The sequence below is a fragment of the Enterocloster sp. OA13 genome (genome assembly GCF_022440595.1).
Lineage (GTDB): Bacteria > Bacillota > Clostridia > Lachnospirales > Lachnospiraceae > Enterocloster > Enterocloster hominis.
Map to the genome: position 1 here is coordinate 3,829,985 of NZ_JAKNTF010000001.1, position 26,092 is coordinate 3,856,076.

The following is a 26,092-nucleotide window of genomic DNA, read 5'->3' on the forward strand; positions in this document are numbered from 1 at the left end:
TCCGCGTTTTACCGGATCAGCGCCGCGGCTGCGTCCTACTGGATCAGCGCCCCGTCCGCCCCCACCTGATAGCCGTCAGGGGTGGTGGCGTTCACAAACAGCCGTCCCATGGTGCCGTCTGACTGCGTGTTGAAATAATAGGACCTGCCGTCAATGACCTGCCAGCCCGTGCGCATCATGCCAAGGGTGCCGTCATCCACGGGATTCAGATAGTAGCGGTTGCCGTCCCCATCCGTAAACCAGCCCGTGACCATGTACCCGCTCTGGTCAAAGCGGTACCAGCGGCTGTGTATGAGCTGCCATCCATTGGACAGCCAGCTGCCTCCGTAAAGCTGGAACCACCAGCCGTTGGGGCTGTAACGCCAGCCCTGTCCGTACTGGACGCCGGGACCTCCGCTGTAATACCACCAGTCGTCGTCATCGTCCCAGTCATCCCAGTCATCGTCATCCCAGTCCCACCAGTAATCCGGGTTGAATTCGTAGCTGGACGTGTCCGGCACATTGGTGTTAAAGCCGGGATATGCCCTTACCACGTTGTCCGAGGTGACCTGGGCATTGCCCTGGGTGCCCGATGGCCCGCCATAGTCCATGACCCCGGACGGGCCCACGCCGTAATCATACCCTCCCGGGCCCCAGCCATAGCCATAGCTGCCGGGGGATCCTGTGCCGTAATCATAGTCCACACCAGGGCCGCCCCTGTGATACACGCTGCTTCCCGGCCCGTAGGCCATTGCCGTAACCGGCGTTCCCATGGTGAATATCATGGCGGCTGTGAACAGCAGGGCGCCGGAATAAATTTTCCTCATATGCTTCTCCTCTTGTCTGAATCATTTCAATCCACGCTCGGTATATTGTCGAAGTGCAACTGCATCCTACGTAGATGCGTGGTTGACCTCATGGCAGTAGGGGATACCGATTACTCTCCGCCCACCACTGCCGTTAAGTTTGTTTTTGGCAATTCATTTCACCACCTTAGAGGATGGGAGAATCCTTGCTAATATTTGTTGAAACAACATTATTAAGAAGTATACCACAACCACATTGACATTTTCAACACATGAGCATACAATAATTGCATATGCAACTATTGCTCATGCAATTCAGTTCCATAAAGATTAAATGCAACAAGGAGGAATCCGGAATGAAGGATTTTCTAAAGTATCTGCGGCCATACAAAAGGGATGCCGCCCTGGCAGTCCTATGCATCGAGCTGGAGACTGTGTTTGAGCTTATCATCCCCCTTGTGATGGCGTCCATTGTGGACGTGGGGGTTGCCAGCGGCGACCGGCACTATATTCTGATGAAGGGGCTGCAGATGGTGTTTTTTGCCCTGATATCCCTGGTGTTGGGGCAGGGGTCGGCCATGTTCTCGGCCCGGTGCGGCCAGGGCGTGGGCGCTGAGATCCGCAAGGCGGAGTTTGCAAAGCTCCAGCAGTTTTCCTTTGCCAACACGGACCATTTCAGGAGTTCATCCCTTGTCACAAGGCTTACCAGCGATGTGACCACCATACAGAACTCCCTTGCAACGGGCATGCGCCCGGGGTTCCGTTCCCCGGTGATGATGCTGACAGCCATGGTGGCCTCCTTCTATATTAACCCGAAGCTGGCCCTGGTCTTCTTCGTGGCTGCCCCGGTGCTTGGCATCCTGCTGTTCCTGATCATCAGCCATGTACGGCCCCTGTACGGAGTGATGCAGGGCGCCATTGACCTGGTCAACCGGATCATCCAGGAAAACCTCACGGCCATCCGTGTGGTGAAGTCCTATGTCCGCGGGGATTATGAGATACAGAAATTTGAACAGGTCAATACCAACCTGCGGGACACCGCACAACACGCCTTTGGCCTGGCAGCCCTCAATATGCCTGCCATGCAGTTTGTCATGTATTCCACCATCCTCTGCATCCTTTGGTTCGGGGGCAGGCTGGTGACCGTGGGCGGCGTCAAGGTGGGCGAGCTGACGGGATTCCTCAGTTACGTGCTTCAGGTGCTTAATTCCCTGATGATGTTTTCCAATGTGTTCCTGATGACCACCAGGGCGCTGGCCTCCTGGAAGCGTATCTCGGAGGTCATGGACGAGGAAATCGATATTAAGGAAGACATGGCCCTGGACCTGAATGTGGAGCAGGGTGATATACGGTTTGAACATGTGTATTTTAAATATAATAAGGATGCGGCCGAGTATGTGCTGTCTGATATTTCCTTCCATATCAAACCCGGGCAGACCGTGGGTATCATCGGACAGACCGGGGCGGCTAAAAGCACGCTGGTCCAGCTGATTCCAAGACTTTATGAGGCAACCTCCGGCACGGTCTATATTGACGGCCATCCGGTCCAGGAATATCCCTTAAAGCATCTGAGGGATTCCATTGCAATGGTGCTGCAGAAGAATACCCTGTTCTCCGGGACCGTGAAGGATAACCTGCGCTGGGGCAAGGAGGACGCGACGGATGAGGAAATCGAAACGGCGTGCCACATTGCCTGTGTGGATGAATTCATTGACCGGCTGGAACGGGGATATGACACGGAGCTTGGCCAGGGCGGCGTCAATGTGTCCGGCGGCCAGAAGCAGCGTCTGTGCATTGCCAGGGCCATCCTCAAATCGCCAAAGGTAATGATACTGGATGATTCCACCAGCGCGGTGGACACGGCCACGGAGGCCAGGATAAGGGAAGGCCTGGCGCAGTACATGCCGGGAACCACCAAAATCATCATTGCCCAGCGCATTTCCTCCGTGCTTCACGCGGACCAGATCATCATCCTGGAAGATGGGAAGATCAATGCGTCCGGCAGCCACGAAACGCTTTTGGCAACGAACAGGATTTACCAGGAAATCTATTATTCCCAGCAGGAAGGGGCGAATCTGTAATGGCAAGAATAGCAAATTATAACAGACCGAAAAATACCAGACGCACATTGATGCAGATGTTAAGCTACCTTGGACGCCATAAATGGTATATGCTGATGATTGCGCTCCTGGTCACGGTCAGCGCTTCGGCAAGCATTTTGGGAACCTACCTTTTAAAACCAGTCATCAACAACTATATCATCCCCGGCGATATACCGGGACTTGTGAAAATGCTCATACTCATGGGAATCCTGTACCTGTGCGGGGCGCTGTCCTGCTATGCGTACAACCAGATGATGGTCCACATTTCCCAGCAGGTGGTAAGCGAGATACGTTCCGACCTGTTTGTCCACACCCAGCGCCTTCCCCTGACCTACTTTGACGCCCATACCCACGGGGAACTGATGAGCCGGTTCACCAACGACGTGGATACGATCAGCGAGGCGCTTAACAGCAGCTTTGCCATGATGATACAGAGCTTCATCACCATCACCGGCACCCTGACCATGCTCCTTATACTGAGCTGGCAGCTGTCGCTGATTGTCATGGTCTTCCTGGCCCTTATGATACTGTTCATCCGTTTCAACGGCAGACGGAGCAGGAAATATTTTGTACAGCAGCAGAAATACCTTGGAAGCATCAATGGATTTGTGGAGGAAATGGTTGCCGGGCAGAAGGTTGAGAAGGTATTTAACCACGAAGCCCAGGATTATGAGGAGTTCTGCCGCCGCAACGAGGCCTTCCGGGCAGCCGCCACCAAAGCCCTCACCTATTCCGGCATGACGGTCCCCACCATCGTTTCCCTGTCCTATATCAATTACGCCCTGTCGGCATGTGTGGGCGGGCTTTTTGCACTGGCAGGGCTTACGGACCTTGGAACCCTTGCATCCTATCTGGTGTATGTGCGCCAGAGCGCCATGCCCATGAACCAGTTCACGCAGCAGATTAACTTCCTGCTGGCAGCCCTCTCCGGCGCGGAGCGCATCTTCGATATGATGAACGAAGGACAGGAACTGGACGAAGGCAGCGTGACGCTCTGCAATGTGGCGGTGGACGAAAACGGGGAAATGAAGGAGTGCAGCGGATTCACAAAGGACTTTGCGTGGAAGGTGCCGGCCGGGGTGGCGGTATCAGCGGATGCAGACCCAAATGCCTCATCCTTCCGTCTTATCCCACTGAAAGGCGATGTGCGTTTCAACCAGGTGGTGTTCGGGTATACGTCTGAAAAAACCATACTGAACGGCATCAGCCTATATGCCAAACCCGGGCAGAAAATCGCTTTTGTGGGTTCCACAGGGGCAGGCAAGACCACCATCATCAACCTGGTCAACCGTTTTTATGAAATCAACAGCGGCAGCATCACTTATGACGGCATTGATATCAGAAATATTAAAAAGGATGACCTGCGCCGCTCCCTGTCCATGGTCATACAGGATACCCATCTCTTTACCGGGACCATTGCCGACAATATACGGTATGGGCGCCTGGATGCAGCAGATGAGGATGTGGTGAACGCGGCCAAGGTTGCCAATGCCCACTCCTTCATCCGCCGTCTTCCCCAGGGATACGACACCATGCTCCACAGTGACGGTTCCAACCTGTCCCAGGGCCAGCGTCAGCTTCTTGCCATTGCAAGGGCCGCCATCTCCCGTCCGCCTGTGCTGATTCTGGATGAGGCAACCAGCTCCATTGACACCAGGACGGAAAAACTCATTGAAAAAGGAATGGACGCCCTGATGGACGGACGTACCGTGTTCGTCATCGCCCACCGCCTGTCCACGGTGCGCAACTCCAAGGCTATCATGGTATTGGAAAAAGGGGAGATTATTGAGCGTGGGAACCACGATGAACTGCTGGAACAGAAGGGACGGTATTATCAGCTTTATACCGGACAGTTTGAGTTGGAATGAACCATTATGGAAAGGAAGTCTGTACTATGATTGAACGTTATCAGGTCCGCCGCCTGCTTGTAAGGGCGGAGAAGGCGCGTAAACGCCTTCTCCAGCCGTTCTTTAACTCCATCGGCCTTACCTTTGGCCAGGGCCATGCCCGGATACTGGATTCCCTGCTGGTCAAGGACCATGTTACCCAGAAAGAACTGGCAGATATCTGCCATATGGATGTGACCACCATGTCCCGTTCCCTGGACCGCCTGGAGGAATCCGGGTACCTGGTCCGGGAACGGGACCCTGGCTGCCGCCGCTCCTTCCTCATCTGTCTCACAGAGGCAGGTGTGGAGGAAGCAGATAAAGTCCATCAGATCCTTGACTTTGCGGACAGGCAGATATGGAAGGGCCTGTCCGATGAAGAGATGGAACAGTTCTGTACCAGCCTGGAAAAGATATGTGATAATCTGGAGAACTGCGATACGTTAAAAGGGCCGTTTTGAATTTATTCAGCCAGGAACGTGCGGATGTTATCCAGCACCTTGGCGCTCAGAAGGTCAAAGGCCTGCCTGGTCCTTCCTGCCGATATGTGGGCGCAGAATACGTGAGGATGCTTTATAAGCTCTCCGGAAGGATCTCCCAAAGCGCCCTCCGTGTCGCAGACAAAGTAATTGCCTTCCCGGTCCAGCCATGCTTTAAGCGCCGGGATGTCAAAGGCCGGCCCTATGGACGTGTTGAAAAGGATCTTGCCCGTGCCAAGGTGGCCGAACTCCTCCTCGTGGAGCAGGATGGCGTTCTTGTTCAGGCATGCGAACACCACCTCGCTGTATTCCAGAAGTTCTTTTAAGGGACGGTATGTCATGCCCTGGGCTTCCCTGTCCATTTTCCTGGAACGGCTGTAATAGGAAAGGTCGGCGCCCATGAACTTCATGGCGTCCGCAATCATTCCGCCGGAAACGCCCATACCGATAATACCCACTTTCAGGTCCGTAATCTCAATGGGCATTTCCCGGAACATGGGACGGTCAAAGCCGTGAAGGAAACGCACCAGTTCACTGACCACATATTCCACCACTCCCCGGTCCCCGTAATCCCGGATTCCCAGCACGGTGATGCCGTTGGCCCTGGCGCATGCAATGTCCACGTTGGCGCTTTCCTCCGAGTAAAGGCTGCAGCACATGCCGATATAGCGGATGGAAGGACAGCTTTCAATCACATGGGCGCTGATTCTTGACGTATAGCTTACAAGGACACCGTCCGCATCCCCAATCCTTTGTATGATTTCCTGGTCATCCCCAGGGATATCTTCATAAAACTTAACTTCCCCGGCATACCGGCGCAGTTCCTCTTCTGCCTTTGGAACCAGGTTCACCGGCTCAATCGCAACGATTTTCTTAAACATATGGATTCCTTCTCCTGTTCTTATTTATTTTCCTGAAACAATGCCTGCAGATTGTCAGAACACGATTGGCGACACAAGGTTCCTGAGCACCGCCACCACACTCCATCCCGCAATGGCGCTGGTACTGGAATAGATGTCCACAACCGCCTTTACCCCGTCTATCTCTGCGGTTATCTTATGGTCATCCCCTATCATTCCGGGCACGCTGAAAATGTCCACGCTGGTGTCCTCCGGTCCGGTCGTTGCCAGGGACGCGGCCACCGCTACATTCACCTTGGTTGGCAGTATGGAGATTGCCTCCTTGGCATTGCCTTTGAAAACCTGCTTTTCTCCCTCCTCCGTCATCAGTGCATCATCATACAGAGGGGTATTCTTAAGGGATGCCGGTCCCTTCCTGGTGCAGATGCCGGACTTGGCCTGACCCATCAGGGATACGGTGCGCAGCACATCAAACCCGCCCACTGCCCCGGAAGCAATATGTACTTTTGTATCATGCTCCGTGGCTGTCTCTTTTATCTTATCATACAATGCCTTATCTGCAAATGCGCCGATGGAAAGCACAATCAGATCCACACCCGAGGACAATATCTTTTCTGCGTTGTCCCTTATACATTGTACGGATGCGGCCTCTGCCACGACATCGGGTTTCAGGGCCAGCAGTTCCTCAACCGTGCCGCATGCCTTACATCCGCCTCGTCCAGCTATGGCGGCAGTCTTATCCGGGGTGCGTCCCATCACCCCCACCAACTCGTATTCATCTAAAATGCCGCTCAGATAACCGTCCACTATAATTCCGGCCAGATAGCCATTTCCCATAATCCCAAACTTTTTTTTACCCATGATATCCTCTTTCTTTTTTAATTTTACACACATACTGATACCTTACACCGAAACAGCTCCACCAATCCTGCGGGTGCAGGATTGCTGAAGCTGCCCATACGTAACAGTCCAAACGGCTATTTACTCCGCTTCTAATTGGTATAGTTATCAAAATACCCCTGTACCAGGATGATCGGAGTCCCCTTGTCCCCGGAGCCGCTGGTAAGGTCGCAGAGCGAACCAATGAGGTCCGTAAGGCGTCTTGGGGTGGTTCCCTGGGAAGACATGTCTCCAACCAGGTTGGACTTCTTCTCCTTGATTCTCTGTGAGATGGCGTCCTTCAGTGCTTCGCCTGACAAATCCCTGAAGTCATTGTCAGCCAGGTATTTTAACTTGACTTCGTTGGGGGTTCCCTCCAGCCCTTCTGTATTGGCAACGGCAACACATGGGTCGGCCAGTTCCCAGATTTTCCCTACCGGATCCTTGAATGCCCCGTCGCCGTATACCATGACTTCAACATGCTTTCCTGTCCTGTCAAGCATCTGCTTCTGAATATCCAGTACCAGGTCCGTGCATTCCCTTGGGAAGAGCTTGATGCTGTCCTCCGTAGACTTGTTGGATCCGAGAAGCCCGTACTTCTCATTGCATCCGCTTCCATTGACCGGCGCGTTCAGGATATCGTCCATTCCGCACACCACCTCTGCTCCGGCCGCCTTAAGGATACGTTTGGTCCTTGCGCGGGAATGTATGTCACAGGTCAGGACCCGGCTGGTATGGTTAAGGATCTCCTTGGGATTATTGGCAAAAATAACTTCCGCCTCCGCGCCCGCGTCCCTGATGATCTGACAGTAATAATCCACATAGTCCACTCCGGTGAATTCATGCCTGTTCTCCCCAAAAAGCTCCCTGTAACGCTCCAGGGTAAGCACGTCGCTGTATGGATTGATTCCGGCCTCATCTACCTGGTCCAGGGATACCAGTGAGTTGCCCACCTCGTCCGTGGGATAGCTAAGCATAAGGACGACCTTCTTTGCGCCTCCTGCGATTCCCTTTAAGCAGATGGAGAAACGGTTTCTGGACAGGATTGGGAATATGACGCCGATGGTCCCTCCTCCCAGCTTTGCCCTGACATCCTCTGATATGGCCTGAATCGGGGCATAATTTCCCTGGGCCCTTGCAACCACGGATTCCGTCACGGAGATGACATCCCTGTCACGGATTTCAAAGCCCTCGCTCTCTGCTGCTTCCAGAACACTGTTCACCACAATATCTGCCAGATTGTCGCCCTCCCTTATGATTGGGCAGCGGATTCCCCTTGAAACTGTACCTACTTTTCTTTCCATATGTATTGTCTCCTGTACATGATATTTATCTTCAACTATTGTATTATAGTATAAAAAAGCGGATTGTGGAAGTGTTTCATATAAATTAAATGAAAATCAAAATACCTTTACAAAATACTGGCGGCTTATGGCTGATTCGTGATAAAATGGACACAAACGTTTACAAGGAGGTTCCCATGGTCACACTGCACCTGGACGATGCCGTCATCAAAAGCCTGAGCAACAATGAGCTGAATATTTTGAAATTCGTCTATGAGCATGGCGAGGATGTGCCGGACATGAGCATCCAGGCCCTGGCCTCCCAGGTGTGCTACTCCTCCGCAACCATCCTGCGGTTCTGTAAAAAGCTGGGATATTCCGGCTTCGCAGAACTGAAGTACGCACTGAGGGCCGCGGCTAAGAAGGAGCCATCCCGGCCTGACACCCATAAGGCCCAGGATTTTACCACCTGGATGATGATGGACAGCCTGTGTTCTGATATTGAAGGGACCTCCAAGCTGATATCCGAAGACCAGCTTGGACGCACCTTCCGCTATTTTGACAGCAGCTGTCCCATCTATCTCTGGGCGCCCGGCGGAATCACCAGCATACTGAGCGACTATTTTGAGAAACTTCTGTTCTCCATCGGACGCCAGAACGTATATAAGATTGAATCCGCCAAAATGGGGGAACACATATTAAGGAATGCCCATACCGAATCCCTGCTGATACTTATCAGCACCACGGGGAATTTCGGGCCAACCGTACGCCTGGGCAAAATTGCCCGCATGAATGATATACCGGTCCTCTCCATTACCCCATACACCAGCAACGAGGTGGCTGGCCTGGCCACGGTCAGTTTCCGCTTTTTCACCGACCAGCGGGAGAACCGCGGAGCGGAGTTCACCTCAAGGCTCCCCGTATTTTATGTAATCAACAGCATCATACGCTGTTATCTGGGTTATAAACGGTCCGGAGAACAGCCTCAAGGAGGAAACCATGATTCCCATATTTGAAAAAGCCCACCAGCTGGAACTTACCGGGACAGAGGAGGAAATCCTCCAATATTTTGAATCCAATCTGCCTGCTTCCATATACACCAGCCTCAATGACCTCAGCGCCAGCCTCTATACCTCCAATGCGACCATTGTCCGTTTCTGCCAGAAGCTGGGCCTGAAGGGTTATAATGAATTTAAATACCAGGTACGGGGCGAGTTAAAGCAGCTTCATATGACCCCGACTTCAGATGACCTGATGTATCATACCCTGGCCCTGTTCAGGGATAATCTGGAGCAGATTGACGTTGCAAAGCTGGAAGAGATTGCAGGCCTCCTCACCAGCGGGCGGCCCATCTATATATACGGCTCCAACTTAAGCTCACTGGCCGCCAAATATCTTCAGACCGTCCTCACCTCCCTGGACTACCCCTGTATCCTCATTGAGTGGCAGCGCCTGCTGAACGGGCTTGCCTATGAACTCAGCAGCGACGCCGTGCTCTTCATCATCACGGCCCACGGGGATGCCAGACGCTACCTCTCCGTGTTCCAAAGGGCCAGGGACCGGGGAACCACCACGGTCCTGCTTACCTGTGAGGAGGACAGCCCCCTGATTCCATACAGCACAATCGCCCTCTGTACAAACGACCAGAATGAAGAATACCGCCATGTTGATATCAATCCCCGTCTGGGCATCCTGACCATCATCCAGCTGCTGATTGAACTGGCCGCACAGACCAGGCAGGATTCCCGGATTGATTAGATTGGATGGATTAGACCGGATTGATTCAAATCGATACGTGTCCCCGGCACTTATATGAAATCAATTTTCCTTAACATATCGGTTATGTATCTTCCTTTTATCCATATCTGCTGGGAATAGGCATGTATGGTATCTGTCCCATCCGCTGCACGGCCTTTAAATACCCACGGTTTCGAATTGCTGTCCGTACCCGTACCTCTTACAAAAACAGACGACTGGGCCTGTTTGGGAAAATTCAATGCTGTCATGGGAACCCCGGTATCATTAATCCGCTGCCTACCATCCTTCCGGTATACATAGCTTTCCACCACACCGTTGTTATTGATCTTATCTGAAATGTCCTTATATACATTCCTGATTGTCCCGTTTATCATCCCATCATCAAAGACCAGTCTCTTGAATCCCAGGAATACATTATCATTCAGAGGCGCAGCCGTGCATGGTTCCTCAAACATGATGCACAGCATCTGATGATTGCTGAAATACTCATAATAGCTTGTGTCTTCATACTCAAGGGAGGAATCTGTTATTTCATCCAGGTCCATGGTAAACAGTTTCATCTGCTCTGTTTCCATACCCTTTTTCGTGACAGTAATGGTCTTTGCTATCAGTCCGATTTTTTCAAATAATTCTATGCTGCTGATTCTTTTGGATGTTCCGCCAAGCATACGCACAACAATTGTTTCCGTTATATGTTTGCATAGCTTATGAATGTCCTTCACTTCTATGTCAAATATATGTATCAGTTCTTCCACGGTCCGGCCGCGATACTGTTTAGTCAGCGCGTGCAGCCTATGGTCTAATTCGCTGTATGAATTAAATTCCTCACTGAGCTTTTCTAATTTATGATTGTAGAAGCCCTGGAACAATGTATTTACATAGGATTTCTTAAACCGGAATCTGGGCGTCTGCCTTGGCTGCTGCTTAAATCTTGGGGCAATGTCAATGTAAAACAGGTCTTTCTTTATTTTCTGATGCAGCAGCGGATATAAATCATACCGGTCCTCCCGGTTTTCTATACTGAGCAGATAATCATGGACCTGGGTCCAGTCATTTTCAAACTTTGCCAATTCATCTTTATCATCTGCAATATCAAGGAACTTATATCCCAAAACCGGAAACCTGTCATATTCAGCATAGGGAACCACCTTCTGTCCGCTTTTCCTGTCATAGACATAGAACACGAACAGCATATGGGCAATCTTATTATAAAAATGGGATTCCAAAAATTTCTCATGTTCGATCACCCCGATGCTGACGGCTGTCAGTGACATGGGCTCCTTTGCCGCGTATTTCTCCCCCTGTTTATTGGAAGGTTCTACCCCGGTGACCTTTAATTCCGTATCCTTATAACTGCCGTCCGCCTGTAGGATTGACAGATCGGCTTCCTGTGTGGAATTCTGTTTCATGGACAATACGCTCTGTTCAATGACGCAGCCGGCAATCCCCTTGGCAGGCACCTGTGTGTGGAACACATCCCTTACATCCACCTCCCCAAGTGTTTTTTCACCGTCAAACACTTGGAATTTCCGGATGATTTCTTCCCTTGTGAAATATTTATCATGATATTCCATGGCATTCCTCCATCTTATGATTTTCCATATATTTGAATTTTAGCAGAAATACATCTGTTTTGCCATCACTAACACAGAAAACCTCCTGATCCACATAATAAAAACAGGTCTTCTAACAAGTTCATGCCTTGATAGAAGACCTGCCGTATGGCCAGGCCAATGCTTTTTACACAGCCTAATATTTCAATACTTCCCTTACATGGGATGCAATCCCTTCGACCTTCGGTCCATAGATCACCTGGATGTGCACGTCGCTGGGACGGACAAATCCCATGGCCCCGGTCTTCTTCAATAACTCATCATTTACCAGCGCCATATCCTTTAAATCAACCCGAAGCCTTGTCAGACAGTTATTCACCACCACGATGTTCTCGCGTCCCCCAAGTCCTTCAATGATCCTGGACGCAAGGATATGCTGTTTCTCATCAAGGCTGCCCCCCTTGGTCTCCTGTTCCGGCTCTTCATCGGACACGTCAATGGACAGCTGTTTTCTGCTAAGATACCATTTAAACACATAATAGTATGCCACTGAGAAAAACGGTCCGGTAATCAATACCCAATACCAGTGTGAGCCTGGCTGGAACACGCCCCATATGAGGAAATCAATGAGGCCGCCTCCCGTATTTCCAATGATGACGTTAAACGCGGACATCAGCATGAAGGAAAGCCCGCCCATCAATGCGTGGAACAGATACAGGGGAGGTGCGATGAACATAAAGGAAAATTCCAGCGGCTCGGTGATGCCGGATACAATACTGGCGGCAACGCCCGCAATCATCAGCGCCTTCACCTTTGCCTTTTTCTCCGGCGGGGATGTCCTGTAAATGGCCAGCGCCGCTGCCGGAAGACCGAACATCATCATGGGCATCTTGCCCTGTCCCAGGAACACGGTAAAAGGCTTAAGCTGCGAGATATCCACCTTATCAATAAACTGCAGGAAAATGTTCAGGCAGCCCTCCACCCCCTCATAGACACCGCCGATGGAGGTGGTACGGAAAATGCCGTTAAGCACATGGTGAAGCCCGGTGGGAATCAGCAGGCGCTCCAGGAAGCCGTATCCGAATACCCCTGCCAGCCCGGTAGCGGATATCAGCCCGCCCATGCCGTCAATGGCCATGGATACGGGTGACCAGACAAAGGGCGCCGCCAGGCCCACGGCAGCCATTGCCAGAATGACCACAATCGCCACAAAACGTTTGCCCCCATAAAAGGAGACAGCCACTGGGAACGTGATTTTATGGTACCGGTTGTGCAGCGCGGCAGTCACCACGCCGGTGACAATACCCGCCACCGCGCCCATATCCAGCGTTTCCACCCCCAGGATGGTAGATATCTTCAGCGCCCCAAAGTTCATGAATCCTGATTGGATCATACAGGAAGAGGCCACTAAAAACGTATAGTATCCGATAAAACCTGCAAATGCGGCTATCTCCTTTTCCTCCCTCGCCATCCCGAAGGAGATGGAGATGGCAAACAGGACCGGAATCAGTGTAAATACAACACCCGCAACCTTATTTAACGTTGAGATGATGAAATACAGAAGCTCCTGCTGTAAAAACGGGGCCGCCGCCTGTACCTGTGCTTTCATAAGCGCGGAAGTCAGTCCCAGTACAATACCGCATGCGGCCAGGGCCGCAATGGGCATCAGCAGGCTGCGTCCCAGCGCCGAGAAAAAATCCATTACTTTATTCTTCCCCATAATCTTACTATCCTTTCCCTCCAAATTATCCTACTGATCATCTTAACTCAGGCCACATCCCCCGGTTTGCTTCAATCAGCGCATCCAGCACCTTCCTCGCCTTCTTGGCATCGTTAATCAGACGGTTAAGGGTGAATGCCTCCAGTGCCTTCTGGTAGGAGTTCTCAAAATAAGCATCCACAATCAGCTTCTCACAGGATACCTGGTTCACCAGGAGTCCCAGGTTGAACTGGGGGATATTTCCCACCCTCATGGGACGCGGGCCGTTGGCTCCCAGTTCGCACACCACCTCCACCATGGCATCGTCCTGCATATTGGCAATGGCTCCGTTGTTCTCAACAATCAGGATGTGTCTGTCATTCTTATTGTAAGCAATGGCCTCGGCAACCTTAATCATCATCTCGGCATGGGCATCGGAAATAGCATCAAACCTGTCCCCCAGCTTACCTTCCCTGATTACCTCCTCACACTCGCCGAATACGCGCTTCTCCCTTCCTGCCATGACCTCGTCCGCACGGGTGAAATCAGGATCCAGGTGGCTGGCCTTATATTCAGGGTACAGGTAATACTGGTCGTATGTATTGGGCAGGAAATCCGGGAAATCCGCCATAAGGGTCTGCACCATCCCATAGGTGTCCAGCCAGGATTTATCCCTCTGCTCGGCATCTTGGGGAAGGAAACCGTTCCGGGCAACCATTTCCCTGATTTTAGGAAGCAGGTCCTCGCCTGTGCGGCTGTCATACATGTGGGTAAACCATCCGTAATGGTTCAGTCCGAAGTATACCGGGTCCAGATTTTCCCAGCTGCAGTTAAGGAGACGGCTGCAGGAACGCACCACGTTCTCCGGCTGGTCGCAGATATTTAAAAGCCTCCTGTCCCCGGGAAATTCCCTTCGGAGCGCTTCCGCCACAATGGCCGCCGGGTTGGAGTAATTCAGGATCCAGGCGTCCGGCGCATATCTGCGGATATCGTGCACTGCCTTAATCATGTCCACGCAGGACCTGAGTCCGTAGGCCATTCCGCCTGCCCCGCATGTCTCCTGTCCGATGATTCCCATGCTCAGCGGTATATGCTCGTCCTTGGCGCGCATGGGAAGCCCGCCTGCGCGCATCTGCATGAACACAAAGTCCATCCCCTCATACGCTTCCCTGCAGTCTGTGGTATATGAAAAATCCAGTTCCGGGAACCGCTCCCTGAAAAGGATCTCCCCATATTTTCCAATGGGTTCCTGGCGTTCTGCATCAATATCGAACAGCACCAGCTTCTTCAAAGGGAATTCTTCCCTGAGCCTGACAAATGACTTGAGGAATCCAAGGGTAAAGGTACTCCCGCCTCCCACGATACATAAATTAAATGCTTTCATTTTCCTTCTCCTTTTTCAACGTTTATAGTTGTCTGTCTCTGATGACCTTATGATACTTCATTCTGTTTTGTATGTAAATAGTTCCAGATTCATACGGATGGCATCCCTTATTTTAATATTTATGACTTATATAGTAATTTTTTTCATAAGTTGTGTGGCACCGGAACAAACACGCCTATGACAAAAGGCGGCCGCACCGATTGATAATCCGTGCGGCCGCCCTGATTTTACTTTGTAACTGCAGTCCGATCAATATGTATGTTAGCGGATAAATAACTGGGTCCAGTAATTAACGCCTGATGCGTTCTGGTAATGTCCTACGCCGATGGAGGTATAGCTGCTGTTCAGGATATTGGCCCTGTGGCCGGAGCTGTTCATCCAGCCCTCCATCACCTTTTCCGGTGAGTTCTGTCCATAAGCAATGTTCTCCCCTGCGCCGCTGAAGTTCACACCCGCTTCGGTCAGGGCAGAATTAAAGCTGCTGCCATCCGGTCTGGTGTGTGAAAAGGATTTCTCTATCTCCTTGGCTCTTACCTGGGCTGCGCTGGCTGCGCCTCTATCCACGGTAAGGGCCGGAAGGCCGGCCTTGGCCCTTTCTTCATTTACCAATCTCACGACTTCATTGGCAAATGCGTCCTGGGAACCGTCTGTCCCGGGCTGGTCCGGAGCAGGGTTGCCCGGCTGGTCCGGAAGCATGCCGCCGGGCTGGTCCGGAAGCATATTACCCGGGAAATCCGGGATTGGGAAATCCGGGGCAGGCAGACTGTTGTCCGGGATATTGGAACCTGGAATATTGATGCCCGGGATATTAACACCTGGGAAACCAGGCAGTTCACAGTTGGAACCATTCATGCTGCCGCCGATGACAATCATCTTTCCTCCCGGAATGTTATATGTACCGGTTGCTGCTAATGCGGTTACCGGAACCGCGCCCGCTGCCGCCATGGCTGTTGCTGCTGTCAAAAGGCAAACTGATAATTTCCTCATGGTATGTCCTCCTATTATTACATAAATATTACATTTCTGTTACAAAAATATAATACCACATAATCAATGGAAAATGTTTAGGAAACCAATGGTAAATCTGGAAATCCTGTTTCCAGTGCTCCATCCCACCACTCAGTGCACGCCTTCCCGGGAATGGGTCTGAACATCACCTTCCGTCATCCGTGCTGTGTATTTTCTTCGCTTTACCCGCTTTCTTCTTCACCTTGGGTTCAGGCAGTTCCCCGCAGGTCTGGATGACCAGCCGGGCAAGGAAGTCCGCATCATCCAGATCCTCCACCAGATACATGCCTGGCTCCCCTCCATGAGGAGCTGCCGGTTCTGCGTCCGGTAAAAGCAGATGGCCCGCATTGGTCATTTTCACATAAAACTGGTTGTCCTCCACGGTTCCAAAGAACTTGCCGCCGCACCAGAGGCCGTATTCCCCGAATAATTTCTTATAGGTAATCACGCCCGCGCCCGCCAGCTGGGATGCAACATATTGTACATATCCTAAACTTGAAGCCATAGCCCTCCTCCTTGTCTTTCACGTGCCGGGTTCTGATCCTATTCCATCGCCTTCAGCACCTCAATCATCTGCCTTAAACCCTCTGCATTCTCTTCCGGTGTCCGGGTGGGGTCCTGCTGGTCAAACCGCGCACAGGGCAGGGTAGCACAGCGGCCGCAGTGGGGCAGTTCCTTTTCATTAACACAGCACTGGTATATGCTGCATATCTCCTCCCCCCTATATTCCAGCCAGAAAGGCTTCCCGCCTATCTTTGGACACCCCTGGCAATCCGCAGGATAATAGGGACATTCATCACATATGCATCCACAGCACGCCACTATCTTTTCCATAACCATACCCCCTTTTTTCTAATCATAACACCACAAACATGACAACAGAATGTCATATTTATACATTTTATCTGTCTAAATAACCGATTCCCCATCCTCCGGTTGATACAGTGTGCGTATCCTGCCTGCGGTCTCTGCCAGTTCTTTTCTGAACGCCTCCGGCTCCAGCAGTTCTATCTGGCTGCCTAGGCTGAGGACCCACCCAAGCAGATTCTCCTTATCGGAATAGCCTGCCTGGAACAGAAGACGGCCGTCTTCCATTTCCTTCAGGCTTTCAATCCCAAACTCTTCTATAATGCGCCATTTGACTGCCGGCTGGCAGATGGCCTTTACCTGGAACCTTACCGGAAACGGGCCTGTGGGTTCATTTTCATAAGCAGGCATATTACGTTTTGTAAAATGCTCCTGGCAGAGTTCCAAATCCGCCATACGGTTCAGTTTAAACATCCGGTAATCTTCCCTGAGACAGCAATATCCCCACACATACCAGGATGACCACTGGAATACCAGCGTATAAGGTTCAATGCAGCGGGAAGTCTCGCCGGACGGGGAAAAATAGGAAAACCGGGTCAGCCTGCATTCCTCGATGGCTTCCTGGAACAGATGGATTTTAGGCGTAAGGGTCTCTTTGTACCAGGAGGACAGGTTAATCATGATATGGCTGTCAACATGAATCAGATCATGGTTCCCCACAGACAGCTTGTCCATCAGCTGTCTGTACTGCCCGGTAAAGGATACGCTGTCCAGGCTTCGGAGTCCTGCCAGGATGGACTGCATTTCCCTGGATGTGAGCAGGGTTTTATCCATCCTGTACCCTTCCATGATGGAAATGCCTCCGTTCACACCCCTGGTGGTCACTATGGGGATTCCTGCCTTGCATATATCCTCAATGTCGCGGTTGATGGTGCGCCGGGATACCTCAAATTTATCCGCAAGGTAGGGCGCGGTCACCTTTTCTTTCTGGAGAAGGACGGATAAAATACCGATGAGACGGTCAATCTTCATATGGCTGAAACCTCCTTTGCTGCCTGCATACCTTATCTTACTATCAATATTTTATTTGTTCAATTTCTTTTCTCCAAAACCAGCAGAAAACACAGCAGTGAATTACCGCTGTGTTTTCTGCTCTTATCTTTGATTCATCTTCCCCGGTGCTTTTCTTTCCGCTTTTGCTGCCTGATTTCAAACTGGCGCTGTTTTTCTTCTTCCTTCTGCCTGCGGCCCTTCTCCTTGCGCGCCAACTTATCCTCTTCCTTCTGGAGACTTAACGCCTGCTGGGATTTGGTCCCGGTCCCGTGTGCTTCCAGCTGTTTCCTGATATTCCTCTGCATGCGCTTGGGATTAACCTTTGTTTCCTTTTTCCCGCCAGCTTCCACCGGCGGGCTGAACCGCAGTTTATTCCAGTTCTTTAAAAGAAATTCATATACCTCATAGTCCTTTGGTTCTGCCCCGAATGTGATTTTGCAGGCTTCCAGCTTTCCATCCTGGATGCGTTCATAGATACCGATCCAGAAAATGCCGTCAAAAAATACTGTCAGTTTACTTTTTTGCATAAAAAACACTCCTCGCTTTCAACAGCAAAGAATGGACAACCGAGGAGGCAGGTTACTGACAGATTTTTGGAACTGCGCCCGGACTACCGGCCGGGACTGTGTTTTTATCTTTGCGTTATTTAGTTTTATGGTATCATTTTACCTTATTGACTTCTTATTTGCAAGTATTGATACGGAGATTGGCACGTTTTTCCCTGACCCGGCACTGTCTTGCGTAAAAACCGGTGAATCCAGCATCCACCATCCGCGCAAGGACTTACAATACGCTGTACCAGTATATTTTCCAGAAACCAGCAAATACTAACCCCATCTATTATCAAACCACCAATCTAACAATACAGGAGATTTTACTATGAACAAAAACATGCGTATCTGGATTATCGGTATCTGCGTTGCACTGGTCATCATCATCGTGGCAGCGGCAGCGTCCATGAACAGGAAAAACAACAGCCAGGGGCAAACCGGAACCACCTCGGAAAGCGGGGTGACAGAGGATCCCAACGCCGCATCCTCCTCCATGTCCGGCACGGACAACGGCTCCATGAACGGTTCAGAAGGCACATCCATGGCCGACAGCCATATGGACCATTCCTCCCACGGCGGCCAGGCATCCGGCAATGGCGATAACCTAAGCCGTTACCTGACCGAACAGGATTCCATCATGATGAATATGATGGATGACATGATGATCCGCGAAAAATCCGGCAGTGCCGACATTGACTTTTTAAAAGGAATGATTCCTCATCATGAGGCTGCCATCAAAATGTCGGAGAGCTATCTGGACTACGGCGGGGAAGTTTCCGGCCTTGAGACCCTGGCACAGGATATCATTACCGCTCAGAAAAAAGAACTGGCCCAGATGAATGACCTGGTTAATAAATACGAAAAAGAAGGAAAGAAGAATCAGGAAAATGAAGACGCTTACCTTGCAAAATACAGTGAGATGTTCTCCGATGATTCCATGTCCCATCACATCAATCCTTCCGGCGTCGACAACATTGACCAGGCATTTGCAGAAGGCATGATCATGCATCATCAGATGGCTGTGGATATGGCCAGGGATATCCTGGATTATTCAGAGCAGGAGGAAATAAAGAAACTGGCCCAGGATATCATCGATGTCCAGGAAAAAGAAATCGAACAGATGCAGAAGCTGATACAGAAATAATAGGAAACTCCGGAAATACGGTTCATTTCCAGAATGCGTCCCCTGATGGGAAACGCATCCAAGCCGTATTTCCGGAGTTTTTTTATCCCTATTCCCCACCAGCCAGACGTGCCGCCGTAATCCGGTTCAGCACTGCCATCACAACTACCAGGGCAACCACCGCAAAGCCAAGGGCTGCCTCGCTTCCGGTCAGTCCTGCTATGATATAGGCAATGAACGCTATGATTCCATTGACAGCAGCATAGGGCAGCTGAGTCTTGATATGTTCCACCAGGTCGCACTCCGCGCCTGTGGAGGACAGGATGGTGGTATCCGATATGGGTGAGCAGTGATCGCCGAACAGGCCGCCGGACAGGACTGCACCAACCGCAATATAAAATGGTATGCCGAATGCATGCGCCATCGGGATTGCAAGCGGCATCATGATGGCGAACGTCCCCCAGGAACTGCCAGTTGAAAAGGATATGAACGCCCCGAACAGGAAGATTGCAGCCGGCACAAGGGATGCGGAAAAACTCATGTCCTGAAGGAATCTGACTATGAATTCAGCCGTCCCCAGCCCGCTGATCATCTTACCCAGGGACCAAGCCAAAATCAGGGTAATGGCCACATCTGTCATCCCCTTCATACCGCCCACATATACCTTGAATGTTTCGTTAAAATCCATGACCTTAAACAGGCAGATTAACGCCATCAGGACAACTGCCCCAAAGAAATATCCCATGGTCAGGGCCACGCGGAACGCGTTGCCGTCCACCTTCGCGAACGGGAATCCCAGAGGCGCCAGGGTTCCGAACAGGGTTACGAATACAACCACAATCGGAAGGATTACCATGATTGGCTTTGCATGTTTAAGGGAATATCCATTCCTTGTCTCATGGACAATTTCCTCCTTGACCAGGTCAGCGGCCCTGTTTTCCTTCCCAGCCCTCATTTCCGCCTTTTTCATCTGGGAAAAATCCAGCTTCGTAAATGCCACCAGAGGAATCATGAGGATTGCAAGGATGGCATAAAACTGGAACGGGATTGCGCGGACAAATGTCGTATAATCAGACTCCGCCACCCCAAGATTCTCAAACTCCGCCTGAATCAGCCCCATGATATAAACGCCCCATCCGATGAATGGAATCAGGATTGCCACAGGGGACGAGGTGGAATCCAGTACCCAGGCCAACTTTTCCCTGGATATCTTCAGTTTGTCAAACAGCGGCCTGAACACCGGTCCCACCAGAAGGGGCGTTCCCAGGTCCGAGAAAAAGATAAGGATTCCGCCGGCCCACGCGCACATCTGCGCCTTCAGCTTCGTATTCACGTACCGGTACACGCTTTGGCTGAATGCCTGTGCTCCCCCGGATTTCTCCATCAATTTAATAAATCCCCCGATAAATACCACCAGGACAATCACACCTGCGTTGTAGCTGTCCGTCAGTTGGACAAACAGGTAATCGCCAATCATGGATTTCACGGCCAGGAACGGATTGCCCCCGCAGAATATCATGACCCCCACAAATCCCCCGCAGAACAGGGACAGGATCACGTTCCTGCTCCTGATTGCAAGGATAACCGCGACAATGGGCGGCAACAGGCTTAATGCACCGTAATTCATACTTTCCTCCTCATGTAACCCTTATTATGTTTATACATGAAAATGCATAAACCACAACTGATTTTAATGGATTGGGGAGAAAATAGCAAGAGGTTATTTCCAATTTCCTTCAGCCCTGCTGTGTCTTCAGCCTGACTGCGTCTAAAAGCACTGCCACAAAGATAATCAGGCCATTAATCATCTGCACATAGTAGCTGGATACACCCAGTATCTGCAGTCCCACCTGGATGACGGTGAGGAGCAGGACGCCGCCCAGCACTCCCAGGACATTTCCCTGGCCGCCGCTGCACGCCACGCCGCCGATTACAGTGGCTGCAATGTTATTCATGTCATAGGAGGTACCAAATGTGGAGGTGACAGCCCCCATGTAGGCGGAAAGGAAGAATCCGGCAACGCCTGCCAGGAATCCTGAGATGGTAAAGGCAATGATTTTTATCCTGTCAACCTTGATACCTGACACATAAGCCGCGTCCTCATTGCCGCCTACCGCGTACAGACTGCGTCCATAGGGTGTCTTATTCCACAGGATATATACGAATACAAACACTGCAACCAATGCAATGGGAAGGGTGGGAATGCCTGCAACGCTTCCCTGCCCGAACCATTTGTAGGAATCCGGCATATTGGTAATGGCGCGCCCCTGGGTGATGACCAGGAATGCCCCCAGCAGGGTCAGCTTCACGGCAAGGGTTTCCACCAGTGCCACTGCTTTCAGCTTTGCTATCAGCACTCCGTTTAAAGCGCCTATAGAGGCGCCTACCAGGAAGATGGCCAGGATGGCAAGCGCGGCAGGGCAGCCTTTTTCAAGCAGCAGAAGTCCGCAGGTTGCGGAAAATGACATCACGCCCAACAGGGACAGATCGATTAAGCCAAGCATGATTGCAAAGGCCTGGGCAAAGGAAAGGATTCCAAGTACCGTTGCCTGTGAAAGGACATTCCCTAAAATCGTAGGTTTGAAGAAGCTGGGTTCCAGGCCGCCCACAACGGCAACCGCCAGGACCAGCAGGATCCACACAATATTATTCAGCAATTTTCTTTTTAATTTGAACCATTTTATATTCACTTTTATCCCTCCATGTCTCATACATTCACAAACAATGGCATTTAACCCACAGAATCACGGATGTTGATTACATCCTCATGGCTCAGTCCATGATTCCTTACATCCTTTTCCAACCTGCCGTTTTTGAAGAACAGTATCCTGTCAACGGTACGGATAAGCTCGTCAAAATCATTGGTCAGGTACAGGACGGATGTATGGTCCTCTTCTGCTATCTTATTGATATTTTCAATAATCTCCTCACGGCTCTTAATATCAATTCCAATGGTGGGTTCATCCAGCATCAGAAGCTTCGGACCGGTACTGACCGTCTTTGCCACAACTACCTTCTGCTGGTTCCCGCCAGAAAGGCTGTTAAGTTTATCCTCTGTGGAGTTTGCCTTAACATGGAACAGTTCAAAATAATGCTCTGATATATCCCTGGATTTTTCCATATCCACAAATCCCAGCTTATTCTTAAGCGTGGTGTACAGGGACGGCAGGCTGATATTCTCACGGATGGACATAAGGCCCACGATTCCCTCCTTATGCCTGTCATAGGAGACATAGGAAATCCCGTTTTTCATGGCATCGGACGGGTTGCGGATCCCCACCTTCTCATTGCCCCCTATCCATATTTCCCCCTCGGTCATTTTCTCCAGGCCAAACAGGGTACGGCACAGTTCCCTTGCGCCTGAACCTGGAAATCCCACCAGACCTGTAATCTCGCCGCGGTATAGCTTTACGGACACATCCTTAAGGATATGGCCGGACATGTTCCTGCATTCCAGCAGCAGTTCCCTGCCGCTGTTGTCCGGAAGCTTTTCCCGGTTTATCAGTTCCACTTCCTCGCCTGCAATCAGGCTTGCCAGACGTTCCTCATTTAGCTCACCGCCATCAGAACCTGAAAAGGAACGCCCGTCCCTTATGACCGTCACATCATCTGACAGTTCCACCACCTCCTGGAGGTAATGGCTGATAAAGATAAATGCAGTCCCTTGGGCCTTTAATTCATTGACAAACACAAACAGTTCCTGACGCTCAACCGATGAGAGGGCGGTTGTCGGCTCGTCCAGGATAATCAGCTTTGCGCCGCCATGCATGGCCCTGATGATGTTTACCTTCCTCTGGTCCACTCCATTTAAGTTGCGCACCTTTTCTTTTGGGTCCACATCCAGGCCATATTTACGCAGTTCTTTTTCCGCATCTATGAATAATTTCCCCCAGTCCACAAAACCGCCCTTTTTCCTGGGCCATATGCCCATGAAAACATTTTCCCCGACAGTCAGTTCCGGAACAATGCTGGCGTGCTGCGGCACTATCTTAACTCCCATATTCTGCCGTTCAAAGACAGAATATGGGGTGATATCATTGCCGTCCAGCGTAACAATGCCGCTGTTCTGTTTATAGATTCCGGCTATGATGTTGACAACCGTGGATTTTCCGGCTCCATTCCTTCCAAGCAGAGAGTGGATGGTCCCTTTTTTTATGGTAAAGCTCACATCCTTCAGGGCCTGGGTTGCACCGAAGTTCTTGCTGACATGCTCAACCTTCAGGAGTATTTCTTCCATGTTTCACCTGTCCTTTCCTATGGTTACCCGGTAAACACCGCGCGGGTCATTTCCCTTCTGCCTTCAGTGCAGCCACACCCCAGTGTCCGTCCTCATTGACATTGCTGCTGTCCAGGGCGTAAGGAGGGACCTGAAGGATCGGACCGGTCTCTCCGTCCATGAATTCAGCTGTCTTCCAATAGAAATCCTCGTTGGTATAGGTTCCGGAGGTGGGAACCGGCTCCCCTTTAAAGATATACTGTACCAGCATATCAACTGCCATTGGCCCATATGCATAGGCATCTTCTACGATAATCGCATCGTAATATCCATCCTGAAGGAACCTGACCGCATCCGGCTCCCCGTCTCCTGTGACGAATATCACATGATCCTCATCCCCCACCGGGTGCCACATGCCGGCAATCTGCATGGCTTCCGCACATCCCAGGCCAGGGTCATCGGATGGGCAGTGTACCGCATCGATTTCCTTATCGTACTTGGCAATTACATTGGTCAGGGCTTCCTGGGATTTGGAGCGCTCACCTTCTCCGGGCACTTCAATCTTCTCAATTTCCGGATACTTATCCATCACAGCGTCAAAGCCATCCTTGCGCAGGCGCCAGCACTCGGAACTCATGGCGCCGTAAACATTGACCACACGGCCCTTAGGGGAACCGTATTTTGCTTCCAGCGCTTCCACAATCCGCTCCGCCGCCATTTCCCCGCATTTTAAGTTGTCAAACTTGATGGAGCAGTCCACCACTGCCGTGGAAGCAGGGTTATCCACCATGACCACCGGGATTCCCGCTGCCACTGCCGCGTTGGCAGCATCATTAAGGGCGTCCGAGTCAACGGTATTGGCAATGATTGCCTTTGGATGCTTGGAGATGAAATTCTGCATCTGGTCATTCTGAAGCGTGGAATCGTTGTTGCAGTTAGCCACTTCCGGCTGATATCCGGCTGCGGTGATTGCTTCCTCCACCTTCTGCTGCAGCGCCACATGGAAATACTGGTTCATGGTTTTCTGGGTATAAACAATTAATCCAGAATCATCCGAAGCATTTCCTGCTGCTGATTCCGAACCTGATCCGGAGCCGGACTCCGAACCGTCCTTCGCCGTTGTCTGGGCGCTTTTAGACGTGGATGCGTCTGCGCCTGCATTGGCAGCTGTCCCGCTGTTGCCGCAGGCAGATAAACTTGTAATTGTCATGATTGCCATTGCCATACATAATATTTTCCTCATAATTCCCCTTCTCCTTTATCTTGGATTCCTTTGTGCCTGATCTTCTATCATTGCATAAAACGGTTTGTTCCCCAAACATTCCATGACAGTTTTTACAGCTGCATTTTGCATCAGAAGCAGGTGTACGCGCCGTCCACGCGGAAATCCGCGCCTGTTGTATAAGAACTCATATCCCCTGCCAGATACACGGCAATGGCCTGCAGCTCCTCCGGCCTGCCCATACGGTGTACCGGGATCATTTCCTCCCACTTTCCGATTAAAGGAACCAGTCCAGGGTCATTGAGCGTCATTTCCGTGGCCATATAGCCGGGGCTTATGGTGTTGACCCTTACATTCTTATCCGCCCACTCCACTGCCATGTTCCTGGACATTGCAATGACGCCAGCCTTGGACGCCGCGTAGGAACACTCCTTTTGCGGGATGTTGGTGATATGGGCGGACATGGAGGCCGTGTTAATGATGGAGCCGCCGCCCTGCCGGATCATTTGCCTTCCGGCTGCCTGGGCGGTCAGGAAGGTTCCGTTTAAATTGACCTGGATGACCCGGTCCCAGTCAGCCAGGTTGTCATCCTCCACCGGGACGCCGTGGCCGATTCCCGCATTGCAGAATGCCACGTCCAGCCTGCCGAACGCTTCCAGTATCCGGGCCATCATATCATCCACTTCCTGCGGTTTGGTGATATCGGTCTTAACCGCGATTGTTTTGGTATGGTTTGCAGCTTCAATCTCCCGGGCAGTCTTCTCTGCCTCCTCCAGGTCCACATCCACAATGGCAACATCCGCGCCTGCTTCCGCCAGTGCAATGGCAATGCATTTCCCAATCCCGCGTGCGCCGCCTGTTACAAATGCCTTTTTTCCGTCCAGCCTCATTTTCTCAAGAATTCCCATGATTACCTCCTAGTTTTATCCATATATGTTTTATTCCCCTACTATCTGCACCCGTACCTTGCGTTCCCTGGCCCTTGTCTGGTCCATGTCAGAAAAATATATGCGCCCGAATTCCCCCAGCGTCATCTCCCCCTCAACCAAGGGAATGGTCTCGGAACGGCCTAACAGCACGGAGCGCAGATGACCATCCGTGTTCAGGAGCCACTCCGGCTTCTCGTCCCTGAGTTCCATTGCATTTTTTGTGTGGATTGGTCCAGGATGAAGATACTGGCCTTCATTCCGGCAGGTGGGGAACACTTTCTCCATGGCATTGACCATATCCTGTAATATCAACGGCGTGTGCCAGTAGGTTTCATCCTCTGAGTCCTCCTGTATGAATACACAGCAGCTTGTATGCTGTGAGAAGACATTCACCAGCCCATTGCGTATGCCTGACTGTTCCACAATATCCTGTACCTTTTCCGTCACATCCTCAAAGCTTACCCTCCTGTCTGTCTCAACAGGAATGATTTCATGATATACCGCCATAATCATCC

General features: G+C 51.1%; 24 protein-coding genes. 6 read left to right on the plus strand and 18 right to left on the minus strand.

Translation table 11 applies throughout. The features are described 5' to 3' along the window. Window positions 1-35: 35 nt before the first annotated feature. A complete protein-coding gene (locus tag MCJ35_RS16970) occupies window positions 36-806 on the minus strand; it encodes a hypothetical protein (protein ID WP_025486285.1) in 771 nt (256 codons plus the stop codon). 335 nt (window positions 807-1,141) lie between these two features. Here MCJ35_RS16970 and MCJ35_RS16975 point away from each other — a divergent pair, with 335 nt between their 5' ends. Genes MCJ35_RS16975 through MCJ35_RS16985 form a run of 3 tightly spaced genes read left to right on the plus strand, consistent with a single transcriptional unit; the run spans window position 1,142 to window position 5,234 of the window. Then, window positions 1,142-2,866 carry an ABC transporter ATP-binding protein gene (locus MCJ35_RS16975; RefSeq protein ID WP_008718529.1) on the plus strand — a complete coding sequence of 575 codons (1,725 nt, stop codon included), beginning with the start codon at window positions 1,142-1,144 and terminating at the stop codon, window positions 2,864-2,866. After that, on the plus strand, window positions 2,866-4,755 hold the full coding sequence (locus MCJ35_RS16980; protein WP_025486284.1) for an ABC transporter ATP-binding protein: 1,890 nt from the start codon (window positions 2,866-2,868) through the stop codon (window positions 4,753-4,755). The genes MCJ35_RS16975 and MCJ35_RS16980 overlap by 1 nt, the downstream gene beginning before the upstream one ends. Before the next feature lie 26 nt (window positions 4,756-4,781). Then, window positions 4,782-5,234 carry a MarR family winged helix-turn-helix transcriptional regulator gene (locus MCJ35_RS16985; RefSeq protein ID WP_025486283.1) on the plus strand — a complete coding sequence of 151 codons (453 nt, stop codon included), beginning with the start codon at window positions 4,782-4,784 and terminating at the stop codon, window positions 5,232-5,234. Between the two features lie 2 nt (window positions 5,235-5,236). On the opposite strand, the gene MCJ35_RS16990 is transcribed toward MCJ35_RS16985, so the two are convergent. The 3 genes from MCJ35_RS16990 to MCJ35_RS17000 form a co-directional block, all read right to left on the minus strand. Then, window positions 5,237-6,133: a D-isomer specific 2-hydroxyacid dehydrogenase family protein gene (locus MCJ35_RS16990; RefSeq protein ID WP_025486282.1), complete on the minus strand. Its 897-nt coding sequence runs from the start codon at window positions 6,131-6,133 to the stop codon at window positions 5,237-5,239. A 54-nt stretch (window positions 6,134-6,187) separates the two neighbouring features. Continuing rightward, window positions 6,188-6,973 carry an aspartate dehydrogenase domain-containing protein gene (locus tag MCJ35_RS16995; RefSeq protein WP_025486281.1) on the minus strand — a complete coding sequence of 262 codons (786 nt, stop codon included), beginning with the start codon at window positions 6,971-6,973 and terminating at the stop codon, window positions 6,188-6,190. 131 nt (window positions 6,974-7,104) lie between these two features. Next, window positions 7,105-8,295 carry a coenzyme F420-0:L-glutamate ligase gene (locus MCJ35_RS17000; RefSeq protein ID WP_008718538.1) on the minus strand — a complete coding sequence of 397 codons (1,191 nt, stop codon included), beginning with the start codon at window positions 8,293-8,295 and terminating at the stop codon, window positions 7,105-7,107. Between the two features lie 176 nt (window positions 8,296-8,471). On the opposite strand from MCJ35_RS17000, the gene MCJ35_RS17005 reads away from it, so the two are divergent. Next, on the plus strand, window positions 8,472-9,290 hold the full coding sequence (locus tag MCJ35_RS17005; protein ID WP_025486280.1) for a MurR/RpiR family transcriptional regulator: 819 nt from the start codon (window positions 8,472-8,474) through the stop codon (window positions 9,288-9,290). Then, window positions 9,274-10,032, plus strand: coding sequence for a MurR/RpiR family transcriptional regulator (locus MCJ35_RS17010; protein WP_025486279.1), 759 nt, complete (start codon window positions 9,274-9,276; stop codon window positions 10,030-10,032). The genes MCJ35_RS17005 and MCJ35_RS17010 overlap by 17 nt, the downstream gene beginning before the upstream one ends. Before the next feature lie 50 nt (window positions 10,033-10,082). Here MCJ35_RS17010 and MCJ35_RS17015 read toward each other — a convergent pair whose 3' ends face one another. The 8 genes from MCJ35_RS17015 to MCJ35_RS17050 form a co-directional block, all read right to left on the minus strand. Then, complete coding sequence (locus MCJ35_RS17015; protein ID WP_025486278.1) at window positions 10,083-11,606, minus strand: MutH/Sau3AI family endonuclease; 1,524 nt, start codon at window positions 11,604-11,606, stop codon at window positions 10,083-10,085. Between the two features lie 175 nt (window positions 11,607-11,781). Beyond that, window positions 11,782-13,305 carry a PTS transporter subunit EIIC gene (locus MCJ35_RS17020; RefSeq protein ID WP_025486277.1) on the minus strand — a complete coding sequence of 508 codons (1,524 nt, stop codon included), beginning with the start codon at window positions 13,303-13,305 and terminating at the stop codon, window positions 11,782-11,784. 37 nt (window positions 13,306-13,342) lie between these two features. Next, entirely contained in the window at window positions 13,343-14,668 is a 1,326-nt protein-coding gene (locus MCJ35_RS17025; RefSeq protein ID WP_025486276.1) for a 6-phospho-alpha-glucosidase, read from the minus strand. Window positions 14,669-14,929: 261 nt separating this feature from the next. Further along, window positions 14,930-15,655 (minus strand): CAP domain-containing protein, encoded by a 726-nt coding sequence (locus MCJ35_RS17030; RefSeq protein ID WP_025486275.1) that lies wholly within the window; start codon window positions 15,653-15,655, stop codon window positions 14,930-14,932. 166 nt (window positions 15,656-15,821) lie between these two features. Further along, window positions 15,822-16,181 (minus strand): TfoX/Sxy family protein, encoded by a 360-nt coding sequence (locus MCJ35_RS17035; protein WP_008718548.1) that lies wholly within the window; start codon window positions 16,179-16,181, stop codon window positions 15,822-15,824. Window positions 16,182-16,219: 38 nt separating this feature from the next. Continuing rightward, window positions 16,220-16,510 (minus strand): DUF3795 domain-containing protein, encoded by a 291-nt coding sequence (locus MCJ35_RS17040; RefSeq protein ID WP_025486274.1) that lies wholly within the window; start codon window positions 16,508-16,510, stop codon window positions 16,220-16,222. 75 nt (window positions 16,511-16,585) lie between these two features. Then, entirely contained in the window at window positions 16,586-17,515 is a 930-nt protein-coding gene (locus MCJ35_RS17045) for a helix-turn-helix transcriptional regulator (RefSeq protein WP_025486272.1), read from the minus strand. Between the two features lie 134 nt (window positions 17,516-17,649). Then, a complete protein-coding gene (locus tag MCJ35_RS17050) occupies window positions 17,650-18,063 on the minus strand; it encodes a YjdF family protein (RefSeq protein ID WP_025486271.1) in 414 nt (137 codons plus the stop codon). 352 nt (window positions 18,064-18,415) lie between these two features. Here MCJ35_RS17050 and MCJ35_RS17055 point away from each other — a divergent pair, with 352 nt between their 5' ends. Further along, complete coding sequence (locus tag MCJ35_RS17055; RefSeq protein ID WP_025486270.1) at window positions 18,416-19,231, plus strand: DUF305 domain-containing protein; 816 nt, start codon at window positions 18,416-18,418, stop codon at window positions 19,229-19,231. Window positions 19,232-19,319: 88 nt separating this feature from the next. On the opposite strand, the gene MCJ35_RS17060 is transcribed toward MCJ35_RS17055, so the two are convergent. The 6 genes from MCJ35_RS17060 to MCJ35_RS17085 all read right to left on the minus strand — a co-directional run bounded on the left by MCJ35_RS17060 (window position 19,320) and on the right by MCJ35_RS17085 (window position 26,084). Further along, complete coding sequence (locus tag MCJ35_RS17060; protein ID WP_025486268.1) at window positions 19,320-20,837, minus strand: Na+/H+ antiporter NhaC family protein; 1,518 nt, start codon at window positions 20,835-20,837, stop codon at window positions 19,320-19,322. A gap of 109 nt (window positions 20,838-20,946) precedes the next feature. Next, a complete protein-coding gene (locus MCJ35_RS17065; protein WP_234852322.1) occupies window positions 20,947-21,900 on the minus strand; it encodes an ABC transporter permease in 954 nt (317 codons plus the stop codon). Window positions 21,901-21,941: 41 nt separating this feature from the next. Further along, the gene (locus MCJ35_RS17070) at window positions 21,942-23,447 is read right to left on the minus strand and encodes a sugar ABC transporter ATP-binding protein (RefSeq protein WP_025486266.1); all 1,506 of its coding nucleotides are present in this window, start codon (window positions 23,445-23,447) and stop codon (window positions 21,942-21,944) included. Window positions 23,448-23,493: 46 nt separating this feature from the next. After that, entirely contained in the window at window positions 23,494-24,669 is a 1,176-nt protein-coding gene (locus tag MCJ35_RS17075) for a sugar ABC transporter substrate-binding protein (protein WP_025486265.1), read from the minus strand. 110 nt (window positions 24,670-24,779) lie between these two features. Next, window positions 24,780-25,556 carry an SDR family oxidoreductase gene (locus tag MCJ35_RS17080; RefSeq protein WP_008718631.1) on the minus strand — a complete coding sequence of 259 codons (777 nt, stop codon included), beginning with the start codon at window positions 25,554-25,556 and terminating at the stop codon, window positions 24,780-24,782. Window positions 25,557-25,586: 30 nt separating this feature from the next. Beyond that, entirely contained in the window at window positions 25,587-26,084 is a 498-nt protein-coding gene (locus MCJ35_RS17085; protein ID WP_008718633.1) for a secondary thiamine-phosphate synthase enzyme YjbQ, read from the minus strand. Window positions 26,085-26,092 lie beyond the last annotated feature (8 nt).

Excerpts from the sequence above, each read along its gene's own strand:
- MCJ35_RS16970 (WP_025486285.1), bottom strand. The coding sequence starts at position 806 with ATGAGGAAAATTTATTCCGGCGCCCTGCTGTTCACAGCCGCCATGATA.
- MCJ35_RS16975 (WP_008718529.1), top strand. The coding sequence starts at position 1,142 with ATGAAGGATTTTCTAAAGTATCTGCGGCCATACAAAAGGGATGCCGCC.
- MCJ35_RS16980 (WP_025486284.1), top strand. The coding sequence starts at position 2,866 with ATGGCAAGAATAGCAAATTATAACAGACCGAAAAATACCAGACGCACA.
- MCJ35_RS16985 (WP_025486283.1), top strand. The coding sequence starts at position 4,782 with ATGATTGAACGTTATCAGGTCCGCCGCCTGCTTGTAAGGGCGGAGAAG.
- MCJ35_RS16990 (WP_025486282.1), bottom strand. The coding sequence starts at position 6,133 with ATGTTTAAGAAAATCGTTGCGATTGAGCCGGTGAACCTGGTTCCAAAG.
- MCJ35_RS16995 (WP_025486281.1), bottom strand. The coding sequence starts at position 6,973 with ATGGGTAAAAAAAAGTTTGGGATTATGGGAAATGGCTATCTGGCCGGA.
- MCJ35_RS17000 (WP_008718538.1), bottom strand. The coding sequence starts at position 8,295 with ATGGAAAGAAAAGTAGGTACAGTTTCAAGGGGAATCCGCTGCCCAATC.
- MCJ35_RS17005 (WP_025486280.1), top strand. The coding sequence starts at position 8,472 with ATGGTCACACTGCACCTGGACGATGCCGTCATCAAAAGCCTGAGCAAC.
- MCJ35_RS17010 (WP_025486279.1), top strand. The coding sequence starts at position 9,274 with ATGATTCCCATATTTGAAAAAGCCCACCAGCTGGAACTTACCGGGACA.
- MCJ35_RS17015 (WP_025486278.1), bottom strand. The coding sequence starts at position 11,606 with ATGGAATATCATGATAAATATTTCACAAGGGAAGAAATCATCCGGAAA.
- MCJ35_RS17020 (WP_025486277.1), bottom strand. The coding sequence starts at position 13,305 with ATGGGGAAGAATAAAGTAATGGATTTTTTCTCGGCGCTGGGACGCAGC.
- MCJ35_RS17025 (WP_025486276.1), bottom strand. The coding sequence starts at position 14,668 with ATGAAAGCATTTAATTTATGTATCGTGGGAGGCGGGAGTACCTTTACC.
- MCJ35_RS17030 (WP_025486275.1), bottom strand. The coding sequence starts at position 15,655 with ATGAGGAAATTATCAGTTTGCCTTTTGACAGCAGCAACAGCCATGGCG.
- MCJ35_RS17035 (WP_008718548.1), bottom strand. The coding sequence starts at position 16,181 with ATGGCTTCAAGTTTAGGATATGTACAATATGTTGCATCCCAGCTGGCG.
- MCJ35_RS17040 (WP_025486274.1), bottom strand. The coding sequence starts at position 16,510 with ATGGAAAAGATAGTGGCGTGCTGTGGATGCATATGTGATGAATGTCCC.
- MCJ35_RS17045 (WP_025486272.1), bottom strand. The coding sequence starts at position 17,515 with ATGAAGATTGACCGTCTCATCGGTATTTTATCCGTCCTTCTCCAGAAA.
- MCJ35_RS17050 (WP_025486271.1), bottom strand. The coding sequence starts at position 18,063 with ATGCAAAAAAGTAAACTGACAGTATTTTTTGACGGCATTTTCTGGATC.
- MCJ35_RS17055 (WP_025486270.1), top strand. The coding sequence starts at position 18,416 with ATGAACAAAAACATGCGTATCTGGATTATCGGTATCTGCGTTGCACTG.
- MCJ35_RS17060 (WP_025486268.1), bottom strand. The coding sequence starts at position 20,837 with ATGAATTACGGTGCATTAAGCCTGTTGCCGCCCATTGTCGCGGTTATC.
- MCJ35_RS17070 (WP_025486266.1), bottom strand. The coding sequence starts at position 23,447 with ATGGAAGAAATACTCCTGAAGGTTGAGCATGTCAGCAAGAACTTCGGT.
- MCJ35_RS17075 (WP_025486265.1), bottom strand. The coding sequence starts at position 24,669 with ATGAGGAAAATATTATGTATGGCAATGGCAATCATGACAATTACAAGT.
- MCJ35_RS17080 (WP_008718631.1), bottom strand. The coding sequence starts at position 25,556 with ATGGGAATTCTTGAGAAAATGAGGCTGGACGGAAAAAAGGCATTTGTA.
- MCJ35_RS17085 (WP_008718633.1), bottom strand. The coding sequence starts at position 26,084 with ATGGCGGTATATCATGAAATCATTCCTGTTGAGACAGACAGGAGGGTA.